This is a genomic window from Spongiactinospora rosea (genome assembly GCF_003315795.1).
Lineage (GTDB): Bacteria > Actinomycetota > Actinomycetes > Streptosporangiales > Streptosporangiaceae > Spongiactinospora > Spongiactinospora rosea.
This window is the reverse complement of sequence record NZ_QMEY01000001.1, coordinates 113,196-133,106: the sequence shown is the minus strand read 5'-3', so window position 1 is coordinate 133,106 and position 19,911 is coordinate 113,196. Positions and strand designations below refer to the sequence as shown.

The 19,911-nt window shown below is 71.5% G+C and carries 20 protein-coding genes and 1 riboswitch; of the genes, 6 read left to right on the top strand and 14 right to left on the bottom strand.

Features of this window, described 5'->3' with window-relative positions:
* Positions 1-522 (top strand): bacterial proteasome activator family protein, encoded by a 522-nt coding sequence (locus tag DP939_RS00610; RefSeq protein ID WP_113977556.1) that lies wholly within the window; start codon positions 1-3, stop codon positions 520-522.
* Positions 523-579: 57 nt separating this feature from the next.
* On the opposite strand, the gene DP939_RS00605 is transcribed toward DP939_RS00610, so the two are convergent.
* Positions 580-1,398, bottom strand: coding sequence for an HAD family hydrolase (locus DP939_RS00605; RefSeq protein WP_113977553.1), 819 nt, complete (start codon positions 1,396-1,398; stop codon positions 580-582).
* Positions 1,399-1,617: 219 nt separating this feature from the next.
* Between DP939_RS00605 and DP939_RS00600 the strand changes: the two genes are divergently transcribed.
* Entirely contained in the window at positions 1,618-1,821 is a 204-nt protein-coding gene (locus DP939_RS00600; protein WP_111170261.1) for a cold-shock protein, read from the top strand.
* A 219-nt stretch (positions 1,822-2,040) separates the two neighbouring features.
* On the opposite strand, the gene serS is transcribed toward DP939_RS00600, so the two are convergent.
* From serS to DP939_RS00550, 6 genes are all read right to left on the bottom strand, one after another.
* Positions 2,041-3,306: a serine--tRNA ligase gene (gene serS / locus DP939_RS00595; protein WP_113977551.1), complete on the bottom strand. Its 1,266-nt coding sequence runs from the start codon at positions 3,304-3,306 to the stop codon at positions 2,041-2,043.
* A 66-nt stretch (positions 3,307-3,372) separates the two neighbouring features.
* The gene (gene pheA, locus DP939_RS00590; RefSeq protein ID WP_113977549.1) at positions 3,373-4,293 is read right to left on the bottom strand and encodes a prephenate dehydratase; all 921 of its coding nucleotides are present in this window, start codon (positions 4,291-4,293) and stop codon (positions 3,373-3,375) included.
* Between the two features lie 42 nt (positions 4,294-4,335).
* Positions 4,336-5,610 carry a glycosyltransferase 87 family protein gene (locus DP939_RS00585; RefSeq protein ID WP_225877977.1) on the bottom strand — a complete coding sequence of 425 codons (1,275 nt, stop codon included), beginning with the start codon at positions 5,608-5,610 and terminating at the stop codon, positions 4,336-4,338.
* Positions 5,611-7,812: 2,202 nt separating this feature from the next.
* The gene (locus DP939_RS00560; protein WP_225877976.1) at positions 7,813-9,252 is read right to left on the bottom strand and encodes a hypothetical protein; all 1,440 of its coding nucleotides are present in this window, start codon (positions 9,250-9,252) and stop codon (positions 7,813-7,815) included.
* A 66-nt stretch (positions 9,253-9,318) separates the two neighbouring features.
* Positions 9,319-10,026 (bottom strand): glycosyltransferase family 2 protein, encoded by a 708-nt coding sequence (locus DP939_RS00555; RefSeq protein WP_113977537.1) that lies wholly within the window; start codon positions 10,024-10,026, stop codon positions 9,319-9,321.
* A gap of 29 nt (positions 10,027-10,055) precedes the next feature.
* Positions 10,056-10,400 carry an STAS domain-containing protein gene (locus DP939_RS00550; protein WP_199564885.1) on the bottom strand — a complete coding sequence of 115 codons (345 nt, stop codon included), beginning with the start codon at positions 10,398-10,400 and terminating at the stop codon, positions 10,056-10,058.
* Between the two features lie 236 nt (positions 10,401-10,636).
* Here DP939_RS00550 and DP939_RS00545 point away from each other — a divergent pair, with 236 nt between their 5' ends.
* Positions 10,637-11,110 carry a hypothetical protein gene (locus DP939_RS00545; RefSeq protein WP_199564884.1) on the top strand — a complete coding sequence of 158 codons (474 nt, stop codon included), beginning with the start codon at positions 10,637-10,639 and terminating at the stop codon, positions 11,108-11,110.
* Between the two features lie 153 nt (positions 11,111-11,263).
* Here DP939_RS00545 and DP939_RS00540 read toward each other — a convergent pair whose 3' ends face one another.
* Together DP939_RS00540 and DP939_RS00535 are read right to left on the bottom strand one after the other, a co-directional pair.
* On the bottom strand, positions 11,264-12,388 hold the full coding sequence (locus tag DP939_RS00540) for a sensor histidine kinase (RefSeq protein ID WP_113977532.1): 1,125 nt from the start codon (positions 12,386-12,388) through the stop codon (positions 11,264-11,266).
* A 4-nt stretch (positions 12,389-12,392) separates the two neighbouring features.
* Positions 12,393-13,097: a response regulator transcription factor gene (locus DP939_RS00535; protein WP_113977530.1), complete on the bottom strand. Its 705-nt coding sequence runs from the start codon at positions 13,095-13,097 to the stop codon at positions 12,393-12,395.
* A gap of 93 nt (positions 13,098-13,190) precedes the next feature.
* Here DP939_RS00535 and DP939_RS45910 point away from each other — a divergent pair, with 93 nt between their 5' ends.
* Positions 13,191-13,355, top strand: coding sequence for a hypothetical protein (locus tag DP939_RS45910; RefSeq protein ID WP_158578413.1), 165 nt, complete (start codon positions 13,191-13,193; stop codon positions 13,353-13,355).
* Between the two features lie 7 nt (positions 13,356-13,362).
* Positions 13,363-14,049 carry a YidC/Oxa1 family membrane protein insertase gene (locus DP939_RS00530; RefSeq protein ID WP_199564883.1) on the top strand — a complete coding sequence of 229 codons (687 nt, stop codon included), beginning with the start codon at positions 13,363-13,365 and terminating at the stop codon, positions 14,047-14,049.
* A gap of 7 nt (positions 14,050-14,056) precedes the next feature.
* On the opposite strand, the gene DP939_RS00525 is transcribed toward DP939_RS00530, so the two are convergent.
* Positions 14,057-14,509, bottom strand: a complete 453-nt coding sequence (locus tag DP939_RS00525) for an ATP-binding protein (RefSeq protein WP_113977524.1) — start codon at positions 14,507-14,509, stop codon at positions 14,057-14,059.
* A 128-nt stretch (positions 14,510-14,637) separates the two neighbouring features.
* Positions 14,638-16,518 (bottom strand): sensor histidine kinase, encoded by a 1,881-nt coding sequence (locus DP939_RS00520; RefSeq protein WP_113977521.1) that lies wholly within the window; start codon positions 16,516-16,518, stop codon positions 14,638-14,640.
* Positions 16,519-16,703: 185 nt separating this feature from the next.
* Here DP939_RS00520 and DP939_RS00515 point away from each other — a divergent pair, with 185 nt between their 5' ends.
* A complete protein-coding gene (locus tag DP939_RS00515; protein WP_113977518.1) occupies positions 16,704-17,258 on the top strand; it encodes a methylated-DNA--[protein]-cysteine S-methyltransferase in 555 nt (184 codons plus the stop codon).
* Here the strand turns inward: DP939_RS00515 and DP939_RS00510 are convergent.
* From DP939_RS00510 to DP939_RS00500, 3 genes are all read right to left on the bottom strand, one after another.
* A complete protein-coding gene (locus tag DP939_RS00510; protein WP_113977516.1) occupies positions 17,255-18,616 on the bottom strand; it encodes a purine-cytosine permease family protein in 1,362 nt (453 codons plus the stop codon). The genes DP939_RS00515 and DP939_RS00510 overlap by 4 nt on opposite strands.
* A riboswitch (TPP riboswitch) is annotated at positions 18,607-18,721 on the bottom strand. (Overlaps the previous gene by 10 nt.)
* Positions 18,722-18,775: 54 nt before the next feature.
* The gene (locus tag DP939_RS00505) at positions 18,776-19,231 is read right to left on the bottom strand and encodes a hypothetical protein (RefSeq protein ID WP_147267801.1); all 456 of its coding nucleotides are present in this window, start codon (positions 19,229-19,231) and stop codon (positions 18,776-18,778) included.
* Between the two features lie 85 nt (positions 19,232-19,316).
* Positions 19,317-19,826 (bottom strand): hypothetical protein, encoded by a 510-nt coding sequence (locus DP939_RS00500; RefSeq protein WP_147267800.1) that lies wholly within the window; start codon positions 19,824-19,826, stop codon positions 19,317-19,319.
* Between the last annotated feature and the right edge of the window lie 85 nt (positions 19,827-19,911).

Here is a 19,911-nt window from a genome sequence, read left to right as displayed (position 1 = left end):
ATGAATGCTGAGGAGAGCACCCCGCACATCGTGGTCGTGGACCCTCAGGGCGTCCCGGTCAAGGATGAGAACGGCGACTCCGAGGAGCGGTCGGTCACCGAGCTGGTCGAGCAGCCGGCGAAGGTCATGCGCATCGGGAGCATGATCCGCCAGCTCCTCGAAGAGGTCCGCGCGGCCCCCCTTGACGAGGCGAGCCGCAAGCGGCTCAAGGAGATCCACCAAAGTTCCATCAAGGAGCTTGAGGACGGCCTCGCGCCCGAGTTGGTCGATGAGCTGGAACGACTGTCGTTGCCGTTCACCAATGACGATCAGCCGCCGAGCGACGCGGAGTTGCGGGTCGCGCACGCGCAGTTGGTCGGGTGGCTGGAGGGCCTGTTCCACGGGATCCAGACCACGCTGTTCGCGCAGCAGATGGCCGCCCGCGCCCAGCTTGAGCAGATGCGCCGGGCGCTGCCCGGCGGCTTCCCGCAGGGCGAGGAGCAGCTGCAGCAACAGCACCGCGCGTCCGGCCCGTACCTGTGACCCCACGAAGCCTGTAAGCCGCTCAGAGGCACTGAGCGGCCCAGGGCGCCCCCTTTCTCAGGGCAGGGGCTGTACGGCGCTGTAGAGCCGTTCCAGCACCGCCGCGACGCCGTCCTCGTCGTTGGCCGCCGTCCTCTGATCGACGGCGGCCAGGACCCGCGGGTGGGCATTGGCCACCGCGTACGCCGTCCCGGCCCACGCGAGCATCGGCAGATCGTTGGGCATGTCCCCGAACGCCACCGCCTCTTCCGCGGTGATGCCGTGCCGCCGGGCGAGCGCCGCCAGTGAAGTGGCCTTCGTCACACCGTGCGCGCTCATTTCGATGATGCCGTCCCCCCGGCTGGAATGCGTGGCGGTCACCAGATGCCCCACCACGTCGTGTACGGCCGTCAGCAGGTGGTCGGGTGCCATCGTGAGGTCCTGGGCCAGCAGCTTGGCGCACGGACGCGCCACGAGGGCGGAATCGTCCACCGCGGGCCCTTCCGGTGTGCGGCTGTCTCTACCGTCGGGCCGAAATCGGGCCTCGCGGGCGAAACCACCTTCATATTCCGCGCTGAAGGCGAGTGCGGGCATCCGATCCCGCAGTGTCGCGATGGCCTCGCGCAGCACTCCGGACGTGATCAGATGCGACTCCACGACCGCCTCGGTGTGCAGATCGTAGACGAGTGCGCCGTTCGCGCAGATCGCCAGTCCGCGGTGGTGAACGGCGGCGGCCACGCCGCTCATCCAGCGTGGCGGCCTGCCGGTGACGAAGACGAGCAGCGCGCCCGCGCGCTCGACAAGTGCGAAGGCCGCGGCCGTACGCGGGGAAATGGTTCCATCGGTACGCAGTGCGGTGCCGTCGAGGTCGGTGGCGACCAGCCGGGGTCTAGTCATAACGGGTTACAGTCTGCCCGGAACCATGCTCGGTGAGGAAACTTTGCGATGGCGGGAACACCACGGCCCCGGATGGTGTTAGATATGTTGACGTTGTATTAGCTGATCCCGTTGTGAATACCAGCTTGACTGTCTGAGCCACCCCGGGGCTGCGCGGTACGACACACCGGGATTCACGAGGTGTGGATCCCAAGTTTCACATCCTGAGGGAGAGCTTTAATGGCTCAGGGAACCGTCAAGTGGTTCAACGCTGAGAAGGGCTTCGGCTTCATCGCCCCGGACGGCGGCGCGCCGGACGTTTTCGTTCACTACTCCGAGATCGTCGGCAACGGCTACCGCAGCCTCGAAGACGGCCAGCGGGTCGAGTTCGAGATCACACAGGGGCAGAAGGGTCCGCAGGCCTCGCAGGTACGCGGTATCTGACGACCTCACCGGCTTCGCCGTAAAGGGCGGGGTTCGCTCAAAGCGAACCTCGCCTTTCGCGCATCTAACGGCAAAACATCCGGCGGGCGAATCAGTGGGTTGTTCGGTCCCGGTCAGGACCGTTGAAAACCCTTCTCCGGCCACGGGATGCGGAAATGATCCCTGAGTACGAGAAGGGGCCCAGCGGGCCCCTACGGACCCACTGAGCCCCGCGCCGGGCTATTTCTTCACCGGCTCCAGCACATCGAGACCGACATAGGGCCGGAGCGCGGCCGGCACCACCACCGAGCCGTCGGCTCGCTGGTGGTTCTCCAGGATCGCGACGATCCAGCGAGTGGTGGCCAGCGTGCCGTTGAGCGTGGCGACCGGACGGGTCTTGCCGTCCTCGCCGCGGTGGCGCACCGACAGCCGCCGGGCCTGGAACTCCGTGCAGTTGGAGGTCGAGGTGACCTCCCGGTAGCGGCCCTGGCTCGGGATCCACGCCTCGCAGTCGAACTTCCGCGCCGCCGACGTGCCCAGGTCGCCCGCCGCCACGTCGATCACCCGGTACGGCAGCTCGACCTTGGCCAGCATCGCCTGCTCCCAGGCCAGCAGCCTGCGGTGCTCCTCCGCCGCGTCTTCGGGGCGGCAGAAGGAGAACATCTCCACCTTGTCGAACTGGTGGACGCGGATGATGCCCCGGGTGTCCTTGCCGTAGGACCCGGCCTCCCTGCGGAAGCACGAGGACCACCCGGCGTAGCGCAGCGGCAGCGCGGTGGTGTCGAGGATCTCGTCGGCGTGGTAGGCCGCGAGCGGCACCTCCGAGGTGCCCACCAGGTAGAGGTCGTCTTCGGGGAGGTGGTAGATCTCCTTGTCGTGCTCGACCTGGAAGCCCGTGCCGCGCATGGCGTCGGGCTTGACCAGCACAGGCGGGATCATCGGGACGAAGCCCGCCTCCACCGCCTGCTGCATGGCCAGGTTGAGCATGGCGAGCTGGAGGCGGGCGCCGACGCCGGTCAGGAAGAAGAACCGCGCCCCGGAGACCTTCGCGCCGCGCTCGGTGTCGATCGCGCCGAGCCGTTCGCCCAGGTCCAGGTGGTCGCGCGGCTCGAAGTCGAACGACGGCTTCGCGCCGACCTCCTCCAGCACCACGTAGTCGTCCTCGCCGCCGTGCGGGGCGGCCTCGTCGACCAGGTTGGGCACCGCGGCGACCGCCGCGTCGAGCCGCCCGGCCAGCGCCTCGGCCTCCGCCTCGGCGGCCTTCACCTGCGCGGCCAGCTCCTTGGCCCGGCTCAGCAGCGCGTCCTTCTCCGCGCCCGACGACCTGGAGACCGACTTGCCCATGGACTTCTGCTCGGCGCGCAGGCTCTCGAAGGAACTGAGCGCGGAGCGGTGGCTCGCGTCGAGTTCGAGCAGTGAGTCGACGATCGAGTCGTCTTCGCCCCGGGCGCGCTGCGACGCCCGGAGCCGGTCCGGGTCTTCTCGAAGGGTACGCAGGTCAATCACAGTGCAAAGGCTACCGGGGGGAAAGGCCGCGCCGCTCGCGGACGCGGCCCCTGCCGGAGGCGGCTTTCAGAGGCGCCCTTCGCGGACGCGGGCCAGCCACTCCCCCGCCTCGGCGAACTCGGTGTCGGAGGTGCCCCGCCGGATCTGCGGCGCGATGCCGTCGGCCCGCGGGTAGCTGCCCAGGAACCGCACGTCGGCGCACACCCGGTGCAGGCCGGAGATCGCCTCGCCGACGCGGGCGTCGGCCACGTGGCCCTCGAAGTCGAAGAAGAAGAAGTAACTGCCGATGCCGTCGCCGGTGGGCCGGGACTCGATGCGCGAGAGGTTGACCCCCCGCACGGAGAACTCGGTCAGCAGCTCCAGCAGCGCGCCCGGGTGGTCTTCGGCCAGGAAGGCGACCGTCGAGGTGCGGTCGGCCCCGGTCGGCGCGGGCAGCGGGGCGGGCCTGCCCACCATGACGAACCGGGTCACCGTGTCGTCGCGGTCGCCGACGTTGGAGGCGATCTCCAGCAGGCCGTAGTGCTCGCCCGCGATGGACGCGCCGATGGCGGCGTCGTACGGCGAGCCGGGCAGCGCCACCTCCTGGGCGGCGGCGGCGGTGGACGCGGAGGCGACCACCAAGGCGTCGGGCAGCTCGCGGGCGATGAACCCGCGGCACTGCGTGTGCGCGGCCGGGTGGGTCAGCAAGCGCTTGATGTGGGGGATCTCGGTGCCCGGCCGGGCGAGCAGCGAGAAGCGGACCGGGAGCAGCAGCTCGGCGGTGATGAGCAGCGGCTCACCGCGGACCAGCTCGTCGAGCGTGGAGGCGATGCCGCCTTCGAGGGAGTTTTCCAGCGGGACCACCGCGGCGTCGGCCACGCCACGCCGTACGGCTTCGAGCGCCGCCCCCACATTGGGGCAGGACAGCCGCTCTGCCTCGGGCGCCAGGATCCGCAGGGCCTCCTCGCTGAAGGTGCCCTCGGGCCCCAGATAGGCGAGTTTCGACATATCACCAGGGTAGCCACTGTGCGGCGTGGTGAACGCGAATTTCTACCTGTCCGATTCAACCGATGCCCGCCGCCGGGGCAGCCACGAACCGAGCAGCCAGACCAGGCCGAGCGCGCCGAGCCCGAAGGCGTTCTGCACGATCCTGCCGAACACCGGGCTGATCACGGGGATCTCGGCGGCCCTGATCGTGACCCCCCACCACGGGATCGGCACCACGTAGTAGAGCCACACCCCGCCCGCGACCCACAGCCGCACCCGGTCGCGGCCGTCGCCGGCCAGCGCCCCGAGCACCACGACGACCCAGGCCAGGTGGTGGATCCAGGCCACGGGCGACAGCAGTACGGCCATCAGGGCGGTGAGCGCGACCGCGGTGAGCGTGTCGCCTGCGGCCAGGGCCTCGCGGGCGCGGCGGAAGCCGTACCAGCCGACCGCGGCGACCAGCGCCAGCCAGAGCAGGGTGCTGAGCGGTTCGGGCCAGTAGAGCCGCAGCAGCATGCCGCGCATGGACTGGTTGGTGGTGCCGGTGTTGGCCCCGAGCCGGTCGCTGTCGAGCAGCGCGGAGAACCAGAACTGCGCGGCGTCCTGCGGGATGACCAGGAACGGCAGGACGGTCAGCAGGCCCGCTGTGAGAACCGCCACGTACAGCGTCCGGCGCTGCTCTCTGTCGTGGTCGCGGCCCCAGCTCGTGATCAGCAGGTAGATCAGGAAGACCCCGGGCGTGAGCTTGACCGCGGTGGCGATCCCGATCAGCAGCCCGCGCGGCCACCACGGACGGCGGGCCACGCAGTCGGCCAGGCAGAGCGCGACCAGCAGGATGTCCACCTGGCCGAAACGCACCTGGTCCCTGATCGGCATCAGGTAGGTGCAGGCGATCATGAGGGCCGCGAACAGCAGCGGTACGGCCAGGCCGCCAGCGCGGGCCAGCGACGGACGGAAGGCACGGAAGGCGTGGCCGACGGTCACCGCGAGCGCCAGGAAGATCCCCACGGTCCACACCCACTGCGCCACTGGCCAGCTCAGCACGGCCAGCGGCGTGGCCAGCAGCCCGGCCACCGGCGGGTAGGTGAACGGCAGGAGCTGAGGGGCCGGGGTGATGAAGTCGTACAGCGGACGGCCGTCCAGGATGGCCTGTCCCCCGGTACGGTACACATCGAGATCGACGAGTCGTTGGTCGTCTACGTTGAAGAGCCAGTAGCCGACCAGGGGCGCGACCGCCGCGGCCACGAGCAGTACGGCGGGCGGCCACGCCCACCACCGCGCGGCCTTCACGGCGGTGGTCACGGTGGGCTCGACGGAGGGCACCTCGCCAGTCTTCACGACGTGGGAGGTTACCGTGGAGCCTCCGCCCGGTGCGGGCCCCCCGAAGCCCCGTCAAGTACACAGCAAGGGCACAGACAGAGCAGGCAAGCACTAAGGAGCGGCATCACATGCATCGCCCGGACGCCGGCACCGCGTACGGCCCGCTCCGCTCCCCCCGCGCCGCCGCCCTGCTCGCGGCGCTGGCCGCGCTGTTCGTCCTGACGGTCCCCGGGGCCGCCGCGGCGGCGACGGGTCCGATTCCGGTGCCGGTGGCCGTGATCGGCGTCCCCGGCCTGGAATGGGCGGACATCGACCAGAAGACCACCCCCAACCTGTGGAGGCTGGCCGCCGAGGGCGCGGTGGGGTCGCTGTCCACACGGACCATCCCGCCGCCCAACCGGGCGATCACCTGCCCGGTGTCCGGCTGGCTGACGATCTCGGCGGGCCAGCGGGCGGGCGCGCCGGGGGCCGGGTGCGGGCTGCCGCCGCTGCCCGAGCCCACTGCGGACGGCGGCGCGCGGGTGCCCGGCTGGGACAACCTGCGGGCGTTCAACGACGACCAGTCCTACCGGGCGCGGATCGGCTCGCTCGGGCAGGCGATGGCGGACAAGGGGTGGAAGGTCGCGGCGATCGGCCCCGGTGCCGCCCTCGGTGCGGCCGACCAGAGCGGAAATATCGCCAAATACTCGGCCACGCCGGAGGGCATCGACGACCTCACCCCCTACCGCCTGATCGTGATGGAGGCCGACGAGCTCGCCAGGGCCTGGATCGACCGGGGCGTGGACGGCACCGGCGAGCCCATCCCGCCCACCGAGCAGGCCAGGGAGCACGCCGTGGCCACCGCCGACCGCGAGATCGGCACGCTGCTGGCCCACCTGCCCCCGGGGACGTCGGTCCTCGTCGCGGGCATCTCCGACATCTCCACCGCCGCCCACCTGCACGTGGCCATCGGGCACGGCCCCGGCCCGGACGGCAAGCGATACGCCGGGCGGCTCACCGCCTCCTCCACCCGCCAGCAGGGCCTGGTCACCATCACCGACCTGACCGCCACCGCGCTGTACCTGGCCGGTCTGGAGCGGCCCCCGGCCGGGGTGAGCGGCCGGCCCTGGCACGTCAACGCCCCCGGCGGCGCGACCGTACGCGAGCTGGCCGACGCCGACCTGGCCAGCCAGGTCCTGCGTACCGTCCGCACGCCCTTCTACATCGCCCTGGTCATCGTCCAGGTGCTGTTCTACCTGGCCGCCGCCATCGCCGTACGGCGGGGCAGGGGCGGCTCGCGGCTGCTGGCCGCCACCCAGGTCGTCGCCGTGGTCAGCGCCGCCGTGGCGGTGTCCAGCTTCCTGGCGCAGCTCGTGCCGTGGTGGAGCACCGGCAGCGCGATGGCCGGGCTGATCGCGACCATCCTCGGGTTCGCCTTCCTGATCACCGGCCTGGCCTTCGCCGGGCCCTGGCGGCACGCGGTACTGGGGCCGCTGACGGTGGTCGCCGGGGTGACCTCCGTGTGCCTGATGCTCGACGTCGCCACCGGCTCCCAGCTCCAGATCAACGCCGTGACCGGCTACGAACCGGTCACCGGCGGGCGCTTCTACGGGTTCGGGAACATCGCGTTCGCGGTGTTCGCCACCGCCACGATCATGCTGCTGGCCGGGCTCGCGCACCCCCTCGTCACCCGGGGCAGGCGCCGCCTGGCGCTCGTGGTGTGCGGGGCGTACGGCCTGCTGGCGGTGTTCGCCGACGGGTGGCCGTCGTGGGGGGCCGACTTCGGCGGGGTGCCCGCGTTCGTGGTCGGCGTCGCGGTGTTCCTCACGCTGCTGTCCGGCCGCAGGCTGTCGGTGTCGCGCCTGCTGCTGGTCGGGGTGGCGGCGGCGGCGCTGCTCACGCTGTTCGCGTTCCTGGACTGGCGGCGGCCCGCCGACCGGCGTACCCACCTGGGGGCGTTCTTCCAGCAGGTGCTGGACGGCGAGGCGTGGCCGGTGCTCGGCCGCAAGCTGAGCGCCATGATCGGCACCCTGGGCAACGTGCCGCTGACCGTCCTGTCACTGGCCGCGCTGGCGTTCCTGTTCTTCGTCCTGGCCAGGCCGTCGAACTGGGGGGCCTCCGCGCTGGAACTCCTCTACCGGCGCGCGCCGAGCCTGCGCCCGGCGTTGTTCGGGATGCTGAGCTGCGCGCTCGCCGGGTTCCTGATCAACGACTCCGGGGTGGCGATCCCGGCGATGGCGCTCACGTTCGCGGTGCCGCTGACACTGGCGGCGGCGGTACGGGCGCTGCAACTCGCCGGGCCCGCCACGCCCACACCGCCAGAGCCACGGTCACGGCCAGCAGAATCCACGGCGCCGCCTGCTTCCTGACCACTTCGAGCAGCCATTTGGCCAGCTCGGGCGGCTGGTCCACCACCCGCGCGGGCAGGTACGCGAGCGACAGCGCCGCCAGCCGGGCGACCAGGAAGGCGTCCAGCGCCCCGGCCGCCGGGATCATCGCGACCAGCGCGAACGCCAGGCCGTCGTACCACGGCAACGCGTACGGCGCGGCGAACAGGTAGGCCACCACCACGGCCGCCGCCACCTGCGCGGCCGATGCCTCCCCCGGCATGGCCCGCAGCAGCAGCGCGGCCAGGGCGGCGATCACCGCCAGCGAGGCGAGCTGGATCCAGATCACGTAGCCGCCGGGGCCGAGCAGCCCCTGCAGGGCGGCCTGGAACAACTGCCACGGCGTGGCGTGCGACAGGGAGCGACTGGCCCGCGCGACCTGGTCCAGTGAGTGCGGACCGGCCAGCGCGTACGTCCCGGCCACGGTCGCGGTGGCCACGGCGGCGACCATCGCCAGCCTGGCGGGGGCGCGGCGCAGCGCCCAGGCGGGGCCGAGCGCGACCAGGCCCGCGTTGATCTTCACGGCCATGGCCAGGCCGATCAGCGCGCCGGTGCCCGCGCGGCGGCCCGCCGTACCGACCCCCACGGCCAGCGCCGCGACGACGGCGAACGCGGCGAAGGTGTCCACGTGCATCCCGGCGGCCAGGTGGTAGAGGACCAGCGGGTTGCCCGCCCACAGCAGCGCGGCCCGCGCGTCGCCGCGGGTCAGCCGGTGGATCAGCAGCGCGGTCAGGATGAACGCGGCGGCGTTCGCGACCTCCAGCGCGAACACCGTGAGCCGCACGGACCCGCCGCCCGCCAGGCCCGCCAGCAGGTGGACCGCCGAGGCCACCGGACCGTACACGCTCGGGGTGTTCCTCCACTCCTCGGGCCACCCGGCGACCTGCGGCAACTCGGCGGGGGTGGTCGCGTAGGGGTCGTGGCCGAGGGCGGCGATCCGGCCGTAGGCGGCGTAGTTGAGGTGGTCGGAGGAGCCGGAGGGGGGCAGCAGCGCGAGCACCCCGGCGGCCATGCATCCGGCCAGGGTGAGCCAGCGGCCGAGCGGCAGCCCGGCCCACCGGCCCCGGCGTACCGCCCGCAGCGCCGCGCCCAGGCCGGCCGCGCCGAGCACGAGCGCCACCGCGGCCATCGCGATCACGAACGGCCCCGCGGGGCGCAGCCCCAGCGAGTACGGCGGCTGCCACGCGGGCCCGTCCAGCGCCGGGACCATCGCCGACGGCCCCAGCAGCCCGACCGCCACGATGAGCAGCACGCTCGCACCGATCAGCGCCAGCGGCGACCTCACGAATGTCACGGGGGAATTCCAGCACAGATACGGCGGCCGCCGCGAAACCGCACAACGCCAGCGGTTTGACGACGCTCAGCGTGACGGGCGGGGTAGTGCCCTGCGGGCGAGGAGGGCGCGGGCGACGTCGCGGTACTGGCGGGCGCGGTGGAGCTGGGCGTCCCAGTCGCCGCCGGTGGCCCGGTGCGCCATGTCCACCTCGACCTCGCGCACCCGGTAGCCGCGGCGCAGCAGGTCGATGGTGAGCCCGGTCTCGACGCCGAAGCCGTGCGCGAGCGGGCGGGCCGCCTCGAAGGCGGCCCTGGTGAGGCAGCGCTGGCCGTTCAGGGGCTGGGCGGCGGTCCAGCCGGTGGCCTTCTTGATGCCGTCGCGGGACAGGCCGACCACCAGACCATGACCGCCGAGCTTGACCCGGGTGGAGAAGACGGCGATGGTCATGTCGGCCTCACCGGCCCGCACCGGCTCGGTGAGCGGCGCGGCGGCACCGGCCGTCTCGCCCAGGTCGGCGTCCAGGAACAGCAGGTGCCTGGCCTGCCCGGCCTCTTCGGGGTCGAGCAGGCGGACGGCCTCCGCGCCGGTCTCCATGGCGGCGGCCTTGCCGCGGTTGCGGCTGTGCCGGACCACGCGCGCCCCCGCCGCCCTGGCCACCCGGCCGGTGGCGTCGCCCGAGCCGTCGTCGACCACCACCACCAGGTCGACGCCCGGTAGCGCGCGGGCCGCCGTCACGGTGGCGCCGATCCGGTCGGCCTCGTCCTTGGCCGGAATGATCACCGCTGTGTCCATGGTGACCGATGCTAGCCGCGGCCGGGCGGTCAGGACTCGGAGATCGGCATCTCCCTCGGCACCGAATCGTGCACGGTGAAGACCGAGTCGAGCCCGGTGACCTGGAGGATCTTGCGTACCGCCGGACGGGGTGCGGCGACCTCCAGCGCCCCGCCGTGCTCCTTGAGCCGTTTCAGTGCGGACAGCAGCACGTTCATGCCCGTCGAGTCGCAGAAGTCGACGCCGGACATGTCGATGACCACCCGCGACGGCCCGCCTTCGAGCAGCTTGGTGAACTCCGCCTGGAGTCGGGGCGCGGTATACAGATCGATTTCACCGGCGACGGCCATCACGGCGTGACCGGCATGTGATCGAGTCGAGACCTTTAGCTCCACAGCGGGCACACTAGCGCCGCGAAGGCTCCGGGTCACGCTCTCCGGCAGATCCGGCCTGCCGGGGAGTCGTCCGGCCTTTGTCCCCGATTCACGCCCCACGGAAACTCTGGGTGCGCAAAGATTGACGCAGAGCGACATCGGCTTGGCCGGCAGCAGGAGTCCAGGGGCTTCGCGTCCTGTCGTGCCTTCGCAACTGAAGGGCAGGCGTCGGGCGGTGTTTCGGCCGTCAAAAAAAGATGAAAACAGACCAACCGGAAGATCCACAATGTCTCCGGCTCAAGGAATCGCTGCACGCGACCCTTGAGCGCACCGAGAAGTCCACCCCGTGGCGCGACCGCGCCATGCCACCGTGCCCGCTGCCCGGCCAGGAGGGGGCGGCGACGGTCAGCACCCCGCTCTCCCCGCACGACCTGGTCTTCCTTGAGGTCGCGCGCGAGGAGGTGCGCTGTTTCGCCGAGCTGGTGCTGCGCCTGCTCGACCTGCACCGGCCGCGCGACGCGGGCGGCATCACCAGCGACGCCGCCAACCCGATCATGCGCTGCCGCAGTTGCATGTGGCGCTGGCCGTGCCCGACCTTCCGCGCGGTCGCCGAGACGCTCGACGTCCCCTGGTGGAACCGCCGCGCCCGGCCCATCGACCAGGGCCATCCGGAAGACCTCGCCGAGGAGCGTGGCCCCGGCGGCGTACTCTCCGCCCACAAGCACGCCTGAGCGTTATCCACAGATAACTTGTGGATAACAAGACGGTGGAAATTGGGGGACTTTGTCCCATTACTGCTGGTTTATAAGCCCAATCGCCCCGTGACCGGGATGGCGACTCCGCGCAGCCCACAGGGTTATCCACAGCCTCTATGTGGATAACTTTTAACGGGTCCCGGCCGGGATCTCGATGTCGAAACGGCACCCGGGGCCGTCGTTGGCGACGGTGATGACCCCGTCGTGAGCCTCCACGAGCCCGCGGGCGATGGCCAGGCCGAGCCCGGCCCCGCCGCCGTCTGGGGTGGGGGTGCGGGCCGTCTCGCCGCGGAAGGCGATGTCGAAGACACGGGGCAGATCGCCCGGCGGGATACCGCCGCAGGCGTCGGTGACCGACAGGCGGGCGCGTTCGCCGTGCGCGGCGGCGCGGATGCGCACCTCACCGCCGGGGGGCGTGTGCCTGATCCCGTTGGCGACCAGGTTGCGCAGGGCGCGGCCGAGGGCGTTCGGGTCGGCGCGTACGGCGATCGGGGGGCCGGGGTCGGCGGCCAGCCGTACCCCCTGGGAGCGGGCGGGCGGCTCGGCCGCCGCGAGGGCGTCGGCGACCAGATCGCGCAGGTCGAGCCGGGCGGGGGCGAGGCGCAGCGCGCCCGCGTGGATGCGGGACAGCTCGAACAGATCGTCCACCATCGCCGTCAGCCGATCGACCTCCAGGCCGATCTGCCTGTGATAGCGGGCGACCGTCTCTTGGTCTGCGGCCACGCCGTCCTCCAGGGCCTCGGCCATGGCCCGCATGCCGGCGAGCGGGGTGCGCAGGTCATGGCTCACCCAGGCGACGAGCTCACGGCGGGCGAACTCCAGCGCACGCTCGCGTTCGCGAGCCGCGCGCAGCCGGGCGTACGCCTCGTCCAGGGCGCCCGCGATCGTGGCCAGCTCGGCGGGCAGGCCCTCGGGCGGGGTGAAGCCGCCGCCGTCGGCCGACACCTCGCGTACCGCGCCCACCAGCCGCCTGCTGGCCAGCACCACCCGCCTGGCCATCACCAGCGCCACCCCGAACCCCACGATCCCGCCCACCGCGACCACGGTGAGCACGACGTCTCGCGAGTCGCCCTGGAGCAGCATGCGCAGCGTGACCGCCAGGACGCCGCCGAGCGTGGCCACCACCGTGATCACCGCGACCACGGCGAACATCACGCCGATGGACCGCCCGCGCAGCAGCCGCAGCACGCCCACGCCCGCCCCGGCGAGCAGCAGCGCGAACCCGGCCGCCGCCGCGAGGGACTGCCAGATCATCCGCTCACCCGTCGTCGAGCGGTTCGTAGCGGTAGCCGACGCCCCACACGGTGACGATGCGGCGCGGGGTGGTCGGGTCGGGCTCGATCTTCTCGCGGAGCCGCCGTACGTGGACGGTGACGGTGGAGGAGTCGCCGAACGACCAGCCCCACACCTGGTCCAGCAGCGCCGCGCGGCCGAACGCCTGCCTGGGGTTGCGCATCAGGTAGACGAGCAGGTCGAACTCGCGGGCGGTGAGCGTGACCGGGCGGCCCGCCAGGCGTACCTCGTGCGCGCCCACGTCGACCCGCAGGTCGCCGTCGGCCAGCACGCCGGTGCCGGCCGGCACGGTGGCCCCACGCGCCCTGCGCAGCACGGAGCGCACCCGAAGGGCCAGCTCACGGGGGCTGAACGGCTTGGTCACGTAGTCGTCGGCGCCGGTCTCCAGGCCGACCACGCGGTCCATCTCGTCGCCGAGCGCGGTCAGCATGATCACTGGGACGGGCCTGCGCTCGCGCAGCTTCCTGCACACCGTCAGGCCGTCCATCTTGGGCAGCATCAGGTCGAGCACCAGCAGGTCGGGCGGATCGGCGACGGCCCGGCGCAGCGCCTCCGCGCCGTCGCCCACGCAGTCGACCGTGTGCCCGTCGCGCTCCAGGTACTTCGCCACGACCTCGGCGACGGTGGGATCGTCCTCCACCACGAGGATGCGGGCCGCTGCGCCGTTCATGCCTCAACGGTACGGTGATCGCCACCTGATCGTTACCCGATGCCGCCGGTAACCGCGTCGCGGGGCGGTCGGGCGCGACGTACCGTGGAGCGCATGGGTCGAATCGTGCTGAGCATTCTTGGCGTGCTGCTCGCTATCTATGTGGTCTTCGGGCTCGTCGTCCCGATGGTCGCGGGCCTGCTGAAGCTGCTGCTGGTCGTCGGTGTGATCGCGGTCGTCGTGGTCGGGGTCGTCATGATCCTCGGCAAGTCCCGGTGAGCTGAGCGTGTTCGACGGGCTGATCGGGTTGACGTCCGGCCTGCTGGCCGGGCTCGCCGACTTCGTCGCCCCGATCGCGGGGCCCAATGCGGCGGCGCTGGCGATCGTGCTGTTCACGCTGGCCGTACGGCTGGCGCTGGTGCCGCTCACGCTGCGCGCGGCCCGCGGTGAGCGGATCAGGCAGCGGCTGGCCCCGCAGGTGACCAAGCTGCGCAGCCGGTTCAAGCACCGCCCGGAGCGGATGGCGAAGGAGATCAGGGAGCTTTACGCCAAGGAGGGCGGTTCGCCCTTCTCCGGGATTCTTCCCTCGCTGGCCCAGGCGCCGTTCTTCATGCTGCTGTTCCAGACGGCCTCGGCGCCCACCACCCACACGTTGTTCGGGGCTCCGCTGGGGGCACAGGTGGCGTCGGTGATCGGCGCGTACGGGCCGTTCGGCGTGCCGGTCCTGGTGTTCGCGGCGGTGATCGGGCTGATCGCCGGTGTGGCATATCTCTCATCGCGGCGGGTCCGGCTGACGGCCGTGGCGGTGGAGGGGCAGCCGGAGGTCATGCGCAGGATCGCGCCGCTGCTGCCCTACGGGGCGGTGCTCGTGGCCCTGGTGATGCCGCTCGCGGCGGCGCTCTACCTGCTCACCACCACGGCCTGGACGGCCGCGGAGCGGGCGCTCTTCTACCCCAAGCCCGTGGCCGCCTGACGCCGGGTCACTCCTGCAGGGCGGGCACGTCGTTGTTCGCACGCTCGCCGTTCATCGACTGCGGGCAGGCGACCACCGCCCAGACCGTGGTCACCTCGCCTTCGTACCTGACCCCCCAGCGCTCGGCGAGGAACTCGACGATGCCCAGCCCGCGCCCGCCGAGGGAGGACAGCGCGGGAACCGCGGCCCGCGGCTCCGTCGTCGCGCCGCCGTCACTCACCGCGACCTCGACGTGGCCGTCCATCCGCTGCCAGGCGACCCCCACCTGACCGGACGGCAGCGGGTGCGCGTGCCGCAGCGCGTTGCTCAGCAACTCGCTGACCACCAGCACGGCATCGTCGACGGCGGTGCCGTAGACCCCCCATTCACGCAGGTCGGAATAGATGCGCTGACGAGCGACGGCGACGCTGGACAGCGCGTAGGGCAGCAGCACGGCGCTCGACGAACTCACCTCCCCCATTCCCTGATGTCCCCCGGGGAGCACACCCCAGTACGACCGAAATGCCCCGTTAGACCGCCCGAGAAACCGAACGGCGATTACAGCTTGTGCTCATTGGAGGATAGACCGGGCCTTCGCTTACCCGTTCGTTACCCCTCCCGTATGTCCCTGCTGGTAGTGGCACACGGCAGGAACAACCGCATCCGGGTGCCGCCGCCCGGGCGCGGATGCGCGCTCACATCGCCGTCCTGGGCGCGCGCCAGCTTGCGCACGATGTAGAGCCCGAGCCCCACCCCGCCGAACCTGCGCCGGTCGCCGGTGTCGATCTGGACGAACCGCTCGAAGATCCGCTCGCGGTCCGCGGCGGCGATGCCGACCCCCTCGTCGTCCACCACCACGACCACGCCGTCCTTCCCGCAGGACGCCTCCGGCCACGCCTCGACCCGGATCAGCCCGCCGTCCGGGGAGTACTTGAAGGCGTTCTCCAGCAGTTGCGACAGCACGATGTCGGTGGCCGCGGGGTCGCCGAGCACCGGCGGCAGGTCGCCGGGCAGCTCGACCTCCATCTTGTGCCTGGCCGACAGCTCCGGCAGCCCCAGCGTCGCCCGGCGTACGACCTCGGCCAGGTCGAACGGCTCGGCCCGCACGGCCAGCTCCTCGGCCCCGGCCCGCGCGCCGAGCAGCAGGTGGTCCATGAGCTGCGCCAGCGAACGCGACCGCTCGGCGATCGTGCGCACGGCCGAACGCCGCTCGGTGTCGCTCATCTTGTCCCAGCGGGCGTCGAGCGTGCCCGCGAACCCGCGCACCACCGTGATCGGCGTGCGCAGCTCGTGGCTGGTGGTGGCCAGGAACAGGTCCTTGGCCTCCTCCAGCTCCTTGGCCCGGGTGACGTCGCGGAAGTCGACGACCGTCTCGCCGGTCTCGGGGATGGCCGCGCTGACCACGTCCAGCCACACGCCGCTGGGGAGCTGGAAGGTGTCCTTCTCGCCGGGCGCGGGCAGCGGGAACGGCGGCGGCCCGCCGAGCACGTCGCCGGCGTGGTGGCCGGTCAGCTCGCCCGCCGCCGGGTTCCACTGGATCACCACGCCGCGCCGGTCGAGGACCGCGATGCCGTCGGCGCTGGCGTCGAACACCGCCCGCTCGTGCGCGCGCTGGCGCAGCACGTCCTGGTAGGCCATCGCGTTGCCGACCGCGATCCCGGCGTGCCCGGCCAGCAGTTCCAGCAGCTCCAGCTCGACGTGCCCGGCCTTGCGCTTGGCGAACAGCGCGTACAGCGCCCCGTAGGGCCGGCCGCCGACGGCCGCGATGCCGAGCGCGATCGAGTGCAGCCCCGGCAGCTCGGCCCAGATCAGGTCGCCGACCTCCTGGGTCTCCAGCAGCACGGTCTTGCCGGTGCGCAGCAGCTTGCCGACCAGGCTGGTACGCAGGTCGGCGGTGGCCCCGCGCAGCGAGGGCGGCAGCTTGTGCGCGCTGACCAGCCGCAGCCGCTCGCCCTCGATGAGCACGAAGCCCCCGGCGTCGGCCCCGGTCAGCTCGGTCAGGCTGGCCGCGATGCGGTCGAGCACGGCGGGCAGCTCCAGCTCGGCGTTGATGTCGCCGACCACGTCGGTGAGCCTGCGGACCAGCCGTTCGCGCTGCTCGCCGCGGTGCCGGGCGGTCTGGTCGTCGCGCACCGAGTGGTGTACGCAGACGTAGCCCACCATCGCCGCCGAGTCGTGGCGCAACGCGCTGATGTCCACCCGGACGTCGATCGGCCGCCCGTCCTTGTGCAGCCGCTTGGTGCGCAGCGAGACCACATCGCCGGTGCGGACGCGTTCGAGCACCGCGTTGTGCTCGGCGGTCAGCTCGGGCGGCACGATCGGCGCGCGCCTGCCCAGCAGCTCCGCCGCCGTCCAGCCGAACAGCCGCTCGGCCGCGCTGTTCCACTGCACCACGGTCTGGTCGCGGTCCAGGGCGACGATGGCATTGGGCGAGCTGTCCAGCACCGCCCGCGCGATGCCGTCATCACTCTCGGCCTTCTCGTCACCCACAATCCCATAGTGCCCGTTTCCGTAGCCCGATCTTGGCCTTTTCGTCCGGTCCGCCGTGCGAGGTGCGGGTGTCGCCGCGTCCGTTGTGCCGATCCGTCCGATACGCTGCGCTCAGCGGTGTCTAGTGCGTCTTATGGTCGGCGGCCGTCACACGGCCGCCGATGGGCGCGAGAGGGTGAGGGCCAGTGTCCGGCGACCTCGACGCCCTGCTGCGCGTCACCTCGCCCGGCTACCGCGGCCACGGGCCACCTGACATCGCGTTCGGCACGACCGAGAGCCCGGCGGGCACGTTGGTCCTCGCGGTCACCGCGCGCGGGGTGGCGGTGTGCAGCTTCGACGACGAGCACACCGTGTACGAGCGGGTCAGCCGGGCCATCGGCACGTTCATCGGCCCCGACCCGCGCCGGCTCGACCCGGTACGCCGCGAGCTGGACGCCTACTTCGCCGGTCGGCTGCGCACCTTCACCACAAAGGTGGACCTCCAGCTCGCCGCGGCGTTCGCGCGCAGCCTGCTGTCCCTGGTCAGCGGCGTGCCGTACGGCACGACCACGACCTACCGGGCGATGGCCGAGCGGATCGGCCGCCCGCGGGCGCTGCGCGCGGTGGGCAACGCCCTGACGGCCAATCCGGTCTGCGTGATCTCCCCGTGCCACCGGGTGGTGGACGACGACGGCCCCGGCGCGTACGCGGGCGGGACCGCCGCCAAGGAGCTGCTGCTCCGCCTGGAGGCCCGCCCCTAACGGGCCGGGCGCAGCCTGCGGTCAAGTGGGGCCACGACGAGCGTGACCACGGCCGCGACCAGGAACGCCGCGAGCGCCGCGCTCATCCACGGCTGCGGCGTGAAGCCGAGCGCGGCGCGCGCCGACGTCCACAGCGACTCCCACCACTCCACCTCGGGCAGCGCCGCGACCAGCCACCACGTCACGAACCCGAGCACCCACGGCACCAGCATCAGCCAGCGGGAAGGGGCCTGCTCCCCGGTGTCCCAGCGGGTGATGCCGCGCAGCACGAAGTAGTCCACCGCGAGGACCGCGAACATCGGCACGAACACCGCGCCGATCAGCGCCAGGAACGCGGTGTAGTCGGTGACGTCGGCGCCCAGCGCCAGCGCGCTGATCACCACGCCGACCGTCACGGAGATGATCCGGCGATCGACCCTCGGCATCAGGTTCTGGAGCGACATGGTGGTCGAGTAGGTGTTGGCGAACGACTGGTCGGTCTCGCGCAGCACCAGGATCCCGAAGAACAGCGCGCCCAGCGGGGCCGCCACGAACGCCCCCCACACCTTGTCGGCGTCGTTGCCGACCAGCGCCAAGGCCACCACGCCGAGGCCCAGGCAGGCCACCTGGGCGATCGAGTAGCCGACGAACACCCCGCCGAACGCGGCCCGGGGCGAGCGCGAGTGCCTGGTGAAGTCGGCGGCCATCGGCACCCAGGACACCGACAGCGCGATCACGTAGTCCACGGCGGGCGCGAACCCGGCCCACGACCCGCCGCTCAGCGACGGCCCCCGCTGGACCAGCGCCACCGTCAGCCAGATCATCGCCACCACCACCCCGGCGGTGACGAACCTGCGCAGCAGCCGGATCGAGCCGAGCGGCCAGATGGTCAGCGCGACCGTGATCAGCCCGCCGAGCAGGACCCAGACGGAGTACGGCACCGCCGTACCGAAGATCGCCTGCGCGCCGTTCGCGATCACCCACAGCTCGAACGCGCCCCAGCCGATCATCTGGACGGTGTTGAGCAACGAGGGCACGTACGAAAGGCGCGCTCCGAACAGCCCGCGCAGCAGCACCATCGACGGCTGCCCGGTCTGCGCCCCCGGCACCGCCGCGAGCCCCACCATCGCGGTGCCGATCAGGCTGCCCACCACGGTGGCCAGGATCGCGGCGGCGAAGGTCAGGGGCGCCCCTGGGCCGGCCGCATTGAGCAGGGTGAGGGCCCCGCTGAAACCGAGCAGGCTGACTCCCAGGTTGGCCCAGAACGCGCTCTGGTCGAGCATGCCGAGGGTCTTGGGCGGGGCCTGATCGAGGGTGAGGGGCACCTCGTTGGATGAGGATGGGGGATCGATGTGCGGATCAATGACGTCAGACGCCATCACACGCTCCCTACGCCGGCATTACCCGGACAGGTTCATGCGGTCGGCAGCGGCGTTTACTGCCCTCTCAGCCCGGTTCGGCCCCGAGCTCCCGCGAGGTCTGAATTGCGCCCTCATCATGCCGTATCGGTCGCGGCTTGACCACAGGGGGTGGTCCGGCTATCCGTGTCCTTCTCCAGGCCGGCGCGGCGTGTGCCGCCCGATGACCTCACCCGCGTCGTCCAACGCGTACGCGTTCACGAAATCGATGCCAGGCGGCAGGACCGCCACGAAGATCTTCTCTCCCGGCTCAGGAAGCGTCGCGACGGGCTCAAGGAGGTGTTCGCCATTCCGAGCCGTGGTCACGATCCGCACTCTGGACACGAGCGGGCCGGTACGGCAAAGGACGGACAGCGGCGTGCCTTCACCCCTCCCGTGATAGACGGCCATCGTGGTGTCCCCGGCAATGCCGCCGCCGCCCATCCCGCCACTGTCGCGGCGGCCATCGGGAAAGACGGTCGTCAGAATGACCGACATTTCGCCGCCCTGGCCGAAGGTCTCCACTCGCCATTCGGCCGCTTCCGGTGTCCGGCCTTCTGCTATCACCCGGGAAGGACCCAGTGCGGGAATATCCATATGGCATCCTTTGCGAACACGTCACCGCGGCGGCCCGGCCGCACAGGCCGAGCCGCCGCAGCGTATTCAAGCCGACGACCCGAGCTTAGTTGCTGATGGTCTTGCAGGGGCGGTTCGCCGGGGACGGGAAGCCCGCCCACTCGTTACAGGCGAGGCTGGGCGAGGGGAAGTACCTCTTGGCGTTCCAGACCGCGAAGAAGACGCCGGCTCCCTGGCTGCAGTAGGTGCTGCCCTGCTTCACGATTCCGTCGTTGATGAAGTAGACGGGGTAGGAGCACCGGGCGTTGGACGCGGTGGCGGTGGTCTCCCACGACGCGATGTAGTTGGAGTTGTTCGGCTCCGAGTCGAGCCGAATGCACACGGCGCCGCTACAGCCGTACGCGTCGAACGGAGTCGCGAACTCCCCGGGGATGAACACGACCCCCAGCTCGTCGGTCGCGGTCACGGTGTACGTGGTCTTTCCGGCCTGATGCTGCAGGGTCGCGTAGGCGCCCTTGCCCTGAATGGTCTCAGGGCCGGACGCCTGGGCCGGGCCCGCCAGGACTCCGGTCACACCTAAGATCGCCACACAGGCGATCAGTAATCGCTTGAACATGAGCATGCCTCTTTCCAGGTCGCACTGATCGATTTGATCCGCGGGCTTTCCACGGGCCTTCCACGGGCTTGACGATAGGCGAACA